Here is a 10,937-nt window from a genome sequence, read left to right as displayed (position 1 = left end):
GGGCTGGCTGCACGAGTACAACCACCACCGGCCCCACAGCGCCACCGAGCGGCGACCCCCGATCACCCGCTTGACCAACCTGTCCGGTCAGTACACCTAGGACGTCAGGAGCACCACCTGGACCGATCGGCGGTACCGCTCACCGGTTCGTCCCGCCGGAGTGCAGCATCTCCGCGCCCGTGTCGGCATCATGTCCTCGCCGAACGGACAGCGATCGCGCGGAGGTGACAGTTCTGACGGCCGTGAGCGACGTCGGCGGGCTCGTCCACCCCGCTCTCTTCTACGCCGACGACGCGTCCTACGTCGCCGGGACGGTGCCGTTCCTGCGGGAAGGGCTCGACGCCGGCGAGCCGGTCATGATGGCGGCGCCGCCGTCGCGGCTCGACCTGGTGGCCGACGCCCTGGGGCCCGCCGCGTCGGACGTCGCGCTGCACGACATGACCGTCGCCGGCCGCAACCCGGGCCGGATCATCGGCGGCGTGCTGCGCGCGTTCGTCGACGAGCACGCCGGGGCCGGCCGCGTCCGCATCATCGGCGAGCCGATCTGGGCGGGGCGCAGCCCGGCCGAGTACGCCGCGGCGGTGCAGCACGAGGCGCTCATCAACACCGCGCTCGGCGACCGTCCGGCCACGGTCCTGTGCCCGTACGACACGAGCGCGCTCGCCCCGGCCGTCATCGCCGACGCCCACCGGACCCACCCCGTGCTCGTCGAGGGCGGCGTGACGACGTCCAGCGCGTGCTACGCCGACCCCGCCGGGTTTGCGCAGTTCATGAGCGGTCCGCTGGGCGACGACGACGAGGACGCCGACCTCGGCGAGACGCTCGTGGTCGACGCGCCGACCGGCCCGCGCACGGTCCGTCTCGCGGTGGCCGAGCACGCCCTGCGCGCCGGGCTCCCGGAGGACCGGGTGGCGGACCTCTGCCTGGCCGCCTACGAGATCGCGGTCAACACCGTCGTGCACACCGGCCGTCCCGGGCTGCTGACGCTGTGGACGCGGCCGGACGGCGGTCGCGAGCCGGCCGCGGTCGTCGTCGAGGTGCAGGACAGCGGGTGGATCGCCGACGCCCTCGTCGGGCGTCACCCCGGCGGGCCCGCCGAGGGGCGGGGCTACGGCCTGCGGCTGGTCCACCAGCTCTGTGACCTCGTGCAGGTCCACAGCGACCCGACCGCCGGCACGACCGTGCGGATGACGATGCACCTGCCGCGAGCGGGCGGGTAGGGCGGGCGTACGCCGGTACCACTGCCGGGTACGCCCGATGCCGTGTTCACCGAGCATGACGAACGGCTCCGCGACTTCCTGGCCACCGGACGGCGCTTCGCGACCACCACGAGCGTCGAGGAGACGCTGCAGCTGATCCTCACGTCGGCGGTCGACAGCTCACCGGCCACCGACCTCGCCGGCGTGCTGCTGCTCGAGGGGCGCGACAAGATCACCTCGCCGGCCACCACCGACGAGGTGGTCAACGAGCTGGACCAGGTGCAGGCGCAGTACGTCGAGGGTCCCTGCGTGGAGTCGATCTACGACCACGAGCTCGTCGTCGTCGAGGACTTCGCGAAGGAGCTCGAGCGCTGGCCGAACTTCGCGCGGCGGGCCCTCGACCGCGACGTCCACAGCTCCCTGTCCTTCCAGCTCTACAGCGAGGGCAAGAACGCCGGGTCGCTGAACCTCTTCAGCCACCGCCCCTACGCGTTCGACGAGGACGACCGCGTGCTCGGCTCGCTGTTCGCCAACCAGGCGGGCCTCGCGCTGCGCGGCGCCCAGCGCGTCGCCCACCTCGACCGGGCGGTCGCGTCGCGCGGCATCATCGGGATGGCCAAGGGCATCCTCATCGAGCGCTTCGGGATCGGCGACGACGAGGCCTTCCAGCGCCTCGTGCGCAGCTCGCAGGACACCAACATCAAGCTGGTGGACGTGGCCCAGTGGCTGATCGACGAGACGACGGGCAAGCACCAGGGCTGAGCGCCCCCTCAGCCCGCGGCGGACGCCCGCTCGCGCAGCACGGTCTTCTGCACCTTGCCCGTGGCGTTGCGGGGCAGGGCGTCGACGATCGTGATGCGCCGGGGCCGCTTGTAGCGCGCGAGGTGCTCGCGGCAGTGCTCGTCGATCGCCTCCGCGGTCGGCGGGTCGGCCGGGTCCGTCGGGACGATGACGGCGAGCGGGGTCTCGCCCCACCGCTCGTCCGGGACGCCGATGAGAGCCACGTCGGCGACCTGCGGGTGGCCGGCGAGGACGTTCTCGACCTCGGCGCAGTAGATGTTCTCGCCGCCCGAGATGATCATGTCCTTCTTGCGGTCGACGACGTAGTAGTAGCCGTCCGGGTCCTCGCGGACGAGGTCGCCCGAGTGGAACCAGCCGCCGCGGAACGCCTCCGCGGTCTCGTCGGGCTTGTTCCAGTAGCCCGACATCACCAGCGGCCCGCGGTACACGATCTCGCCGACCTCGCCCGGGGCGACGTCCTTCATGTCGTCGTCGACGATCCGGACCTCGACGTTGATCATCGGTGTGCCGACCGACCCGATCTTGCGGACCGCGTCCTCGCCGCGCAGCGTCGTCGTCACGGGGCTGCACTCGGTCTGGCCGAACGAGGTGACGATCTCGGCGTCGGGGAACGTCTCGATCATCGTCCGGAGCAGGGTGTCCGACGCGGGCGCGGCGCCCCAGGACGCTTTGCGCAGCGCCGAGAGATCCCGCTCCCGGGCGCCGACCCGGGTGCAGAGCGCCGCCCACTGCGCGGGGACGAAGAAGCAGGCGGTGACCTTCTCGCGCTCGAGGACCGCGAGCGTCGCGTCGGGGTCGAAGCCGGTCGACGGCGGGATCACCGTGGTGCCGCCGGCGAACAGCGACGGCAGGAATCCGGCGACGCCCGCGATGTGGAAGAGGGGGGTGCCCGAGAGCCACACGCCCGGGCCGCCGGGCCCGCCCATGTGCATCGTCGACGAGAACGCGTGCAGGAACAGGTTGCGGTGGGTGAGCATCGCGCCCTTCGGCGCCCCCGTCGTCCCCGACGTGTACATGATGAACGCGGTGGCCTCGTCCGGGATCGCCAGCTCGCGGTAGGTGGGGTCGGCGGTCTCCAGGACCTCCTCGAGGTCGTCGCCGATGGTGATCGTCCGCCGCACGCCGGGGGCGTCGGGCAGGGCGTCGCGGAGCAGGGCCGCCGTCGCGGTGTCGGCGATCGCGACCACCGCGCCGGAGTCGGTCAGCGCGTAGGCGACCTCCTTGGCGACCAGCCGGAAGTTCACGGGCACGCAGATCGCGCCGGCGCGCAGCACGGCGACGTAGGCCTCGAGCAGGTCGGCGGAGTTGAGCCCGAGCACCGCGACCCGGTCACCGGGCTCGACGCCCTCGGCGACCAGCGCGTTCGCCAGCCGCGTGATCCGGTCGTCGGAGCGGGCGTAGGTCCGCCGCTCGCCGGTGCCGGCGTCGACGAGGAACTCGGCCTCCGGCGTCACCCGCGCCCACCGGGCCGCGATGTCGCTGAGGGTCATGCCCCGACCGGTGATCGACCCCGTCGTCATGGGTCCACTCGTAGGACCCGGCGGGGCGCGGCGTCAAGGGTTCGTGGACGTGCCGCTCCCCGGCCCCGCTCCCCGCCGGAGATCAGGAGCGTCGTGGTGCACGCTCGCCGCCCGGTGGGGTGGATGGCGTCGCCCGTGATCACAGGGAACGGCGAGAGGGCGCCCGCACCGTTCCGGCGGCGGGCGCCCCTCGCCCATCTATCCGAGCGAAGGTGCCCTTCGCTCGGAACACGGCGAGAGCACGCGACCCTGGCCCCGACCCGGCCCGCAGCGGTAGGAACACCTCGTGAGCCGGATCAACGACGTGGGCGGCATGGTCGGTTTCCCGCCGATCGTCGAGGAGCCCGACGAGCCGCGGTTCCACGCCGACTGGGAGGCCCACGTCGTCGCGCTCAACGGGGCGCTGCTGCGCCGGGGCGTCTACAACCTCGACGAGTTCCGGGACGCGATCGAGCGGATCCCGCCGGGGGAGTACCTCGCCGCCTCGTACTACGAGAAGTGGTTCCGCGCGATCACGACGCTGCTCGCCGAGAAGGGCGTCGCCCGCCCCGAGGAGCTCGCCGGTGACTGACCGCTTCGCGCCCGGCGACCGGGTCCGCACCCGCATCGCCGACCCGACCCACCACACCCGCCTGCCCCGCTACGCCCGCGGCGCGCGGGGCGAGGTCGTCTCGACGGCCGGGCACCACCCGCTCGCCGACGAGCGCGCCCGCGGCCTCGCGTCCGACCCGCGCGCCGTCTACCACGTGCGGTTCGCCGCGAGCGACCTCTTCGGTGCCGGCGACCACGCGGTGGTCGTCGAGCTCTGGGAGGACTACCTCGAACCCGACGGGAGCCCATCGTGAGCGGCAACCACGCGAGCTCGCCGGTCGCCGCGCAGGTGCGGCACGTCGAGGCCCTGCTCGAGGAGCGCGGGCTGCTCGATCCGCACGAGATCGACGAGCGGATCGACGCCCTCGCCGCGGGCGGGACGCCGGCGAACGGCGCGGCGCTCGTCGCGCGGGCGTGGGTCGACCCGGCGTTCCGGGAGCGCCTGCTCGCCGACGGCAACGCCGCCATCGCCGAGCTCGGGTTCTCGATGGGCGGCGCGCTGCAGGAGCAGAAGCTGACCGTCATGGCGAACGACGCCGACGAGCACCACGTGGTCGTCTGCACGCTCTGCTCCTGCTACCCGATCGCGCTGCTCGGCCCGTCGCCCGGCTGGTACAAGAGCGAGGCCTACCGGTCGCGGGTGGTGCGCGAGCCCCGCGCGGTGCTGCGGGAGTTCGGGCTCGAGCTGCCCGCGTCGACGCGGATCACGGTGTGGGACGCGAGCGCGGAGTCACGCTACCTGGTGCTGCCCCGGCGGCCCGAGGACACGGAGGGGCGCTCGGAGGAGGAGCTCGCCGGGCTCGTCACCCGCAAGGGCCTCATCGGTACCGCCGCGGTGTGAGGCGGCAGGCGGCCGAACGGCCTCTGTTAGCGTGACCCGCGCGTTGCTGTCTTCTTTTCCTCGCTGTGCTCGTGCCTCGTGGATCAGTCGATGCCCGCTCGCACAGATGCACCCACGGAAAGAGGATTCATGGCCGACGGCACCGTCAAGTGGTTCAACTCCGAGAAGGGGTTCGGCTTCATCGCCCCCGACGACGGGGGCAAGGACATCTTCGTCCACTACTCCGCCATCCAGGGTGGCGGCTTCCGCTCCCTCGAGGAGAACCAGCGCGTGACCTTCGAGTGGAGCCAGGGCCAGAAGGGCCCGCAGGCGGACTCGGTCCAGGCTCTCTGAGCCCCTGCTCGACCCGGTCGTGGGGGGGGGGGGGGGGGGGCCCCCGGGGGGGGGGGCCCCCCCCCCCCCCCCCCCCCGGGGGGGGGGGGGGGGGCGCCCCCCCCCCCCCCCCCCCCCCCCCCCGACCCCGGGGTCACGCCTCGAGCGTGATCCGCGACGTCGCCACGGCGAGCGCCACGAACAGCGCCGCGGCGACGACCCCGACGAGGTGCAGCCCGCCGGTGAACGCCGCGTGCGCGGCCGCCAGCAGCTCGCCGGCCTGCGGCGCGGGCAGCGCCGCCGCGACCGTGGCCGCCCCGCTCACCGTCTCGCGCGCCACCCCGTCCGCGCCGCTCATCGCCGCGCGGTAGGACGCCGCGGCGAGGGTCCCGAGCAGCGCGAGCCCGAGCGCGCCGCCGAGATAGTTGCCGGTCTCCGCGAGGGACGCCGCCGCCCCGGCCCGCGTCGACGGGACCGCGCCCACGACGGCACCGATGCCCCGCGCGAACAGCGGGCCGGTGCCGAGCGCGAGCACCGTGACCGCCCCGACGGCGACCGGCGCGCCGCCCTCCGCGGGCGTGAGCACCAGCAGCAGGGCGCCGAGGGCCGCGAGCACCAGCCCGCCCGAGACCGCGACGTGCGGGCGGACCCACCGCACGATCACCGGCGTGAGCAGGGTCCCGGCCGCCACGCCCAGCCCCATCGGCGCGAACCACAGTGCCGACGCGACGGGCGAGTACCCGAGCACCGTCTGCAGGTACTGCGTGACGAGCATGCCGGTGCCGGCCATCGCGACCCCGGCGCCGACCAGGGCGGCGAGCAGGACCGTGACGCGCCGGACCCGGAACAGGGCGAGGTCGAGCAGCGGGCGGTCGAGGTGCAGCTGGCGGCGCACGAACACGACGCCGATCGCGAGGCCGGCGACGACCGCCGCGACGGCGAGGGCCACGGGCGCGGTACCCGTCGCCAGCACCTTCACGCCCCAGACCACCGGGAGCACCGCGAGCAGCGAGAGGGCGACGCTCGCGAGGTCGAGCCGCCCGGAGCCGTCGCCGGTGCCGGCGGGCAGCACGAACGGCCCGGCGACGAGCAGCACGACCATCACGGGCACGGCCAGCAGGAACACGCTGCCCCACCAGAAGTGCCCGAGCAGCACCCCGCCGACCACCGGGCCGAGCGCGGCGCCCGCGAACTGGCACGTCGCCCAGATCGCGATGGCCACGCCGCGCTGCTCCCGGTCCCCGAACAGGGCGGTGATCAGGGCGAGGGTCGCGGGCATCAGCGTGGCGCCGGCGACCCCGAGCAGGGCGCGCAGGCCGATGAGCACCGTCGGGTCGGGCGCGCAGGCCGCGGCCACCGAGGTCACCGCGAACACGGCCGCGCCGGTGAACAGCAGCCGCCGGTGCCCGACGCGGTCGCCGAGCGTGCCCATGGTGATCACCAGCCCGGCCACCAGGAAGCCGTAGACGTCGGTGATCCAGAGCTGCTCGACCGCCGACGCCCCGAGGTCGCGGGTGAGGGCGGGGAGGGCCAGGAAGAGCACGTTGATGTCGACGGCGCTCAGCAGGGTGGGCAGGGCGAGCACCGCCAGGCCCCACCACGGGGAGCGCCGGGTGGTCGCGGGGTCGGTCGCGGAGACGGTCATGGCCACGAGTCGGAGCCGCCCCGGGCACCTCGACACCCGCCCGAAGTGACGACGGTCACATCGCGAGGATGTCGTGGGACCGGTGCCCCGCTCCGACCTGCTCCCGACCGACCCACCGCACGACAGGAGGAGCCATGAAGTACCTGCTGATCATCCAGATGAACCCCGAGGTCTGGGAGTCGCTCTCCGAGGCCGAGCGCGCCGAGATCGCCGGCGGCCAGGAGGGGTTCATGGAGGCGATCACCGCGACGGGGGAGATGGTCGGGACCCACGCGCTGGCCGACCCGTCCCAGAGCGCCGTGGTCCGCGGCCGGCCGGGCGCGGTCACCGTCACCGACGGCCCGTTCCTGGAGGCCAAGGAGTACATGGGCGGCTTCTACGTCGTCGACTGCGAGAGCCGCGAGCGCGCCCACGAGCTCGCGGCGATGATCCCGGGCACCGACCACCTGCCGGTCGAGGTCCGGCCCGTGATCTTCACGGGCGGCTACGGGCTCGGGGAGCCGGACACCCCGTGACCGCCGACCGCGTCGTCGAGGACCTGCTGCGCAGCAGCGCGCCGCAGGTCCTCGGCGCGCTGGTCCGCCGCCACGGCCGGTTCGCCCTCTGCGAGGACGCGGTCCAGGAGGCGCTGCTCGCCGCCGCGACGGCCTGGCCGCGCGACGGCGTCCCGGCCGAGCCGGTCGGCTGGCTGGTCACCGTGGCCGGGCGCCGGCTCACCGACCTCCAGCGCACCGAGCACGCCCGCCGCCGGCGCGAGGACGCGCTCGCGGCGCGGGACCGTGGTGACGCGCCGCCGGTCACGGACGCCGATCCGGCGGACGACACCCTCGAGCTGCTGCTGCTCTGCGCCCATCCCGCGCTGTCGGAGCCCAGCCGGATCGCGCTCACCCTGCGCGCGGTCGGCGGCCTGCGGACCGGCGAGATCGCCCGCGCGTTCCTCGTCCCCGAGCCGACGATGGCCCAGCGCATCAGCCGGGCGAAGGCGACGATCGCCGACGCCGGCTTCGAGGGCGCCGGGGCCGACCGCGACGAGCGCCTGGCCACCGCCCTGCACGTCCTCTACGTGGTCTTCGACGAGGGCTACACGGCCACCGCGGGCCCGTCGCTGACCCGCGTGGACCTCACCGCCGAGGCGATCCGGCTGGTGCGCCGGCTGCACCGCCTGCTCCCCGGCGACGCCGAGATCGCCGGGCTGCTCGCGCTCATGCTGCTCACCGACGCCCGCCGCGACGCCCGCGTCGACCCGGACGGGCGGATGCTGACCACCGCCGAGCAGGACCGCGCCCGGTGGGACCACGCCGCGATCGCGGAGGCGACCGCGCTGCTCGAGCGCACCCTCGCCACCGGCCCCCTCGGGCCCTACCAGCTCCAGGCCGCGATCGCCGCCGTGCACGCGGAGGCCGCCACCGACGCCGACACCGACTGGGCCCAGATCGTCGTCCTGTACGACCTGCTCGAGGCGCGGTCGGACAACCCCGTCGTCACGCTCAACCGTGCCGTCGCGGTCGGCATGGCGCGCGGGCCGCGCGACGGTCTCGAGGTCCTCGACACCGTCGCCGACGACCCCCGCCTGCGCCGCAGCCACCGCCCCGACGCCGTCCGCGCGCACCTGCTCGACCGCCTGGGCGAGCGCGCCGCCGCCCGGGAGCACTACCTGCGCGCCGCCCGCGCCGCCCTCAACCAGGCCGAGAAGCGCTATCTGGAGGAGCGCGCGTCACGAACGTCCCCTCCGCCCGGAGAACTCGGTTAGCGTTGGCAACGATGAGCGAGCAAACGGCGCTGCGGACCGGGGCGGGAGCCGTCGCGATCACCACCGCCACCGTGCTCCCGGTGTTCCTCCTGGGCGCGCTGTCGGTGCAGATCGGCGACGACCTCGGCTTCGACCCGGCCGCGCTGGGCCTCGTCGTCTCCGCCTACTTCGGGGTGTCGGCGCTGGTGTCGCTGCCGGTCGGCAAGCTGGTCGAGCGGCTCGGCTCGCGCCTGACCAGCCGCATCGGCCTCGTCGGCGCCTCGATCGCGATGCTGCTGACCGCCGTCCTCGGGCAGAGCTTCACCGCGGTCGTGGTGCTGGTGCTCGTCGGGGCGTGGACGAACGTCATGGGCCAGCTCGCCACCAACCTCACCCTCGCCCGCGCGATGCCGGCGGAACGCCTCGGGCTGTCGTTCGGGGTCAAGCAGGCGTGCGTGCCGCTGGCCACGCTGCTCGCGGGCCTCGCCGTCCCCGCCGTCGGGCTGACGATCGGCTGGCGCTGGGCGTACGTCATCGGCGCCGGCCTCGCCCTGGCGGCCCTGCTCGTGGCGCCGCGCGGCTCGGGGCGCGGCGAGCGCTCCGCCGACAGCACCGCCGAGCGCGCGACCGGCGCGCTGGCCGTCATCGGGGTCGCCGCCGGGCTGGGCGCGGCGAGCTCGACGGGCCTGAGCATCTTCCTCGTCGCGTCGGCGGTCGACGGGGGCGTCGCCCCGGGGCTCGCGGGCCTCGTGCTGACGCTGGGCAGCGTCGTCGCCGTCCTGATGCGGATGCTCCACGGGTGGCTCGCCGACCGCCGCACCGGCGGCCACGTCGCGGTCGTCGCGGGCTGCCTGATCCTGGGTGCCGCCGGCGTCGTGCTGCTCGCGGTGCCGGGCTCGGTGGCCCTCGTCGTCGGCACCGTCCTCGGCTTCGGGCTCGGCTGGTCGTGGCCGGGGCTGCTGCAGTTCGCCGTCGTGCGCCTCAACCCGACCGCGCCGGCCGCGGCGACCTCGATCGTGCAGGTCGGGGTCTACGCGGGCGGGTGCCTCGGGCCGGTCGGCTTCGGTCTCCTCGCGACCGGGATGTCGTTCGCGACGGCCTGGGTGGTCGCCGCGGTCGCGATGCTCGTCGCCGGGGGAGGGGTGCTCGTGGGGCGGCGCATGCTGGTGCGCCACCGCGCGGCGGCGCAGGGACGCGCGCGGGAAGGTGTTACGGCCTCGGCCTGACGTCCTCAGCTCCCGGCGTCGTCGAACATCGGGTGCGGCGGGGCGTCGGTGCGCTGCTCCCCGCCGCCGCCCTCGACCACGCCGTCGCGGTAGCTCGCGAGGCTCTCGGCGACCTCGTCGGGGCGCGGCCCGCCGCCGAAGGAGAGCGCGCTCGCCGGCGGCGGCGGGACCGCGCCGGGGACGAGCAGGGCCCGGGGCTCGCGCTGCGGCAGGCCTGCCGCCGTGACCCCCGCGAGGTCGGTGGGCTCCGGCTCGACCGCGGCCGCGGCGGCCGCCCGGCCCTCGTCGGCGGGCGAGGCCCAGGCGCCGTCACCCTGCGACTCGGAGAGCGCCCGGAACTCCGAGAGGTCGGCGAACCACGCCGAGACCTGGTCGTAGATCGGTTCGGGCGAGACCGGGGACCGGTGGGTGGGGGCCCGGGGCCGCGGCACCGGGATGTCCGGCTCGTCCGCCGGGCGCAGCCGGTCGAGCAGCTCCCGCAGCTCGGCGGGGCGGTAGTCGGAGAGCACCACCACGGTCATCCGGAAGCGGCGCACGCGGCGCCGGACGTCCTCGGGCAGCTCGCTGTAGCGCAGCCCGTCGAGCCGTCGCACCTCGTCGTGGCGCACCGCGTCGTGGTCGGGCGCCTGCTCCCCGGAGCACGGCAGCTCGTCGTGGAAGAAGCGCTGCAGCGTGAGCAGCCGCTGGCCCCCGTCGAGCACGACCTCGCCGACGTCCGGGTCGGCGGGATCGGCGGCGATGTGGATCTCCGGGACGCACCACTCGCGCAGGATGGTGTCCATGAAGCGCTGCTGGCGCTCCTCGTCCCACCCGCCGGGGCCGGACGTGTCACCGCGGGGATGGAGCTCCCGGCGTTCCATCCGGGCGATCAGTGATTCGAGTTCGAGTTCGGCGCGCTCAACGTGCACGGCCTCCTCCGTCCGTGGGCGGCGGCAGCTCCGGATCGCGGGCTCCGGTGTCGGGCTGGTGGAGAGTCGGGGCGGGGAGCTGCAGCGGCGGGGGACGCGGGGGCGTCGTCGACCAGGCGAGCCAGCCCACGACGACCACGACGGCGTCGAGGGCGATCAGCACCC

General features: G+C 74.9%; 12 protein-coding genes. 9 read left to right on the top strand and 3 right to left on the bottom strand.

What is annotated here, in order from left to right; all coding sequences use genetic code 11:
• The first annotated feature begins 242 nt into the window (after positions 1-242).
• Both EV188_RS20130 and EV188_RS20125 read left to right on the top strand, forming a co-directional pair.
• Positions 243-1,220 (top strand): sensor histidine kinase, encoded by a 978-nt coding sequence (locus EV188_RS20130; RefSeq protein ID WP_208114296.1) that lies wholly within the window; start codon positions 243-245, stop codon positions 1,218-1,220.
• 42 nt (positions 1,221-1,262) lie between these two features.
• Complete coding sequence (locus EV188_RS20125) at positions 1,263-1,961, top strand: GAF and ANTAR domain-containing protein (protein ID WP_243741852.1); 699 nt, start codon at positions 1,263-1,265, stop codon at positions 1,959-1,961.
• 8 nt (positions 1,962-1,969) lie between these two features.
• Here EV188_RS20125 and EV188_RS20120 read toward each other — a convergent pair whose 3' ends face one another.
• Positions 1,970-3,490, bottom strand: coding sequence for a long-chain-fatty-acid--CoA ligase (locus EV188_RS20120; protein ID WP_243741851.1), 1,521 nt, complete (start codon positions 3,488-3,490; stop codon positions 1,970-1,972).
• 316 nt (positions 3,491-3,806) lie between these two features.
• Here EV188_RS20120 and EV188_RS33115 point away from each other — a divergent pair, with 316 nt between their 5' ends.
• The 4 genes from EV188_RS33115 to EV188_RS20105 all read left to right on the top strand — a co-directional run bounded on the left by EV188_RS33115 (position 3,807) and on the right by EV188_RS20105 (position 5,285).
• Positions 3,807-4,091, top strand: coding sequence for an SH3-like domain-containing protein (locus tag EV188_RS33115; protein ID WP_166659983.1), 285 nt, complete (start codon positions 3,807-3,809; stop codon positions 4,089-4,091).
• Positions 4,084-4,365 (top strand): SH3-like domain-containing protein, encoded by a 282-nt coding sequence (locus EV188_RS33110; protein WP_166659982.1) that lies wholly within the window; start codon positions 4,084-4,086, stop codon positions 4,363-4,365. Before EV188_RS33115 ends, EV188_RS33110 begins: the two co-directional genes overlap by 8 nt.
• Positions 4,362-4,952, top strand: a complete 591-nt coding sequence (locus EV188_RS20110) for a nitrile hydratase subunit alpha (RefSeq protein WP_208114295.1) — start codon at positions 4,362-4,364, stop codon at positions 4,950-4,952. The genes EV188_RS33110 and EV188_RS20110 overlap by 4 nt, the downstream gene beginning before the upstream one ends.
• A 129-nt stretch (positions 4,953-5,081) precedes the next feature.
• On the top strand, positions 5,082-5,285 hold the full coding sequence (locus tag EV188_RS20105) for a cold-shock protein (protein WP_133828054.1): 204 nt from the start codon (positions 5,082-5,084) through the stop codon (positions 5,283-5,285).
• A 133-nt stretch (positions 5,286-5,418) separates the two neighbouring features.
• Here the strand turns inward: EV188_RS20105 and EV188_RS20100 are convergent, their stop codons facing one another.
• Positions 5,419-6,909 (bottom strand): MFS transporter, encoded by a 1,491-nt coding sequence (locus EV188_RS20100; protein ID WP_133828053.1) that lies wholly within the window; start codon positions 6,907-6,909, stop codon positions 5,419-5,421.
• A gap of 134 nt (positions 6,910-7,043) precedes the next feature.
• Here EV188_RS20100 and EV188_RS20095 point away from each other — a divergent pair, with 134 nt between their 5' ends.
• From EV188_RS20095 to EV188_RS20085, 3 genes are read left to right on the top strand one after another with little or no spacing between them, the layout of a single operon-like run.
• Entirely contained in the window at positions 7,044-7,424 is a 381-nt protein-coding gene (locus tag EV188_RS20095) for a YciI family protein (RefSeq protein WP_133828052.1), read from the top strand.
• Entirely contained in the window at positions 7,421-8,659 is a 1,239-nt protein-coding gene (locus EV188_RS20090) for an RNA polymerase sigma factor (protein WP_133828051.1), read from the top strand. Before EV188_RS20095 ends, EV188_RS20090 begins: the two co-directional genes overlap by 4 nt.
• A gap of 11 nt (positions 8,660-8,670) precedes the next feature.
• On the top strand, positions 8,671-9,864 hold the full coding sequence (locus tag EV188_RS20085) for an MFS transporter (RefSeq protein ID WP_133828050.1): 1,194 nt from the start codon (positions 8,671-8,673) through the stop codon (positions 9,862-9,864).
• A gap of 5 nt (positions 9,865-9,869) precedes the next feature.
• On the opposite strand, the gene EV188_RS20080 is transcribed toward EV188_RS20085, so the two are convergent.
• The gene (locus EV188_RS20080) at positions 9,870-10,724 is read right to left on the bottom strand and encodes a DUF262 domain-containing protein (RefSeq protein ID WP_133828049.1); all 855 of its coding nucleotides are present in this window, start codon (positions 10,722-10,724) and stop codon (positions 9,870-9,872) included.
• Positions 10,725-10,937: the final 213 nt, after the last annotated feature.

It is taken from the genome of Actinomycetospora succinea (assembly GCF_004363095.1).
GTDB classification, from domain to species: Bacteria; Actinomycetota; Actinomycetes; order Mycobacteriales; family Pseudonocardiaceae; genus Actinomycetospora; species Actinomycetospora succinea.
Note: the sequence above shows the minus strand (reverse complement) of the source record. Positions and strands in the feature narration are given on the sequence as shown.

Bases quoted from the DNA above. Each gene is read 5' to 3' on its own strand.
- EV188_RS20105 (WP_133828054.1), top strand. From the start codon at position 5,082: ATGGCCGACGGCACCGTCAAGTGGTTCAACTCCGAGAAGGGGTTCGGC.
- EV188_RS20095 (WP_133828052.1), top strand. From the start codon at position 7,044: ATGAAGTACCTGCTGATCATCCAGATGAACCCCGAGGTCTGGGAGTCG.
- EV188_RS20120 (WP_243741851.1), bottom strand. From the start codon at position 3,490: ATGACCCTCAGCGACATCGCGGCCCGGTGGGCGCGGGTGACGCCGGAG.
- EV188_RS20100 (WP_133828053.1), bottom strand. From the start codon at position 6,909: ATGACCGTCTCCGCGACCGACCCCGCGACCACCCGGCGCTCCCCGTGG.
- EV188_RS20080 (WP_133828049.1), bottom strand. From the start codon at position 10,724: ATGGAACGCCGGGAGCTCCATCCCCGCGGTGACACGTCCGGCCCCGGC.
- EV188_RS20085 (WP_133828050.1), top strand. From the start codon at position 8,671: ATGAGCGAGCAAACGGCGCTGCGGACCGGGGCGGGAGCCGTCGCGATC.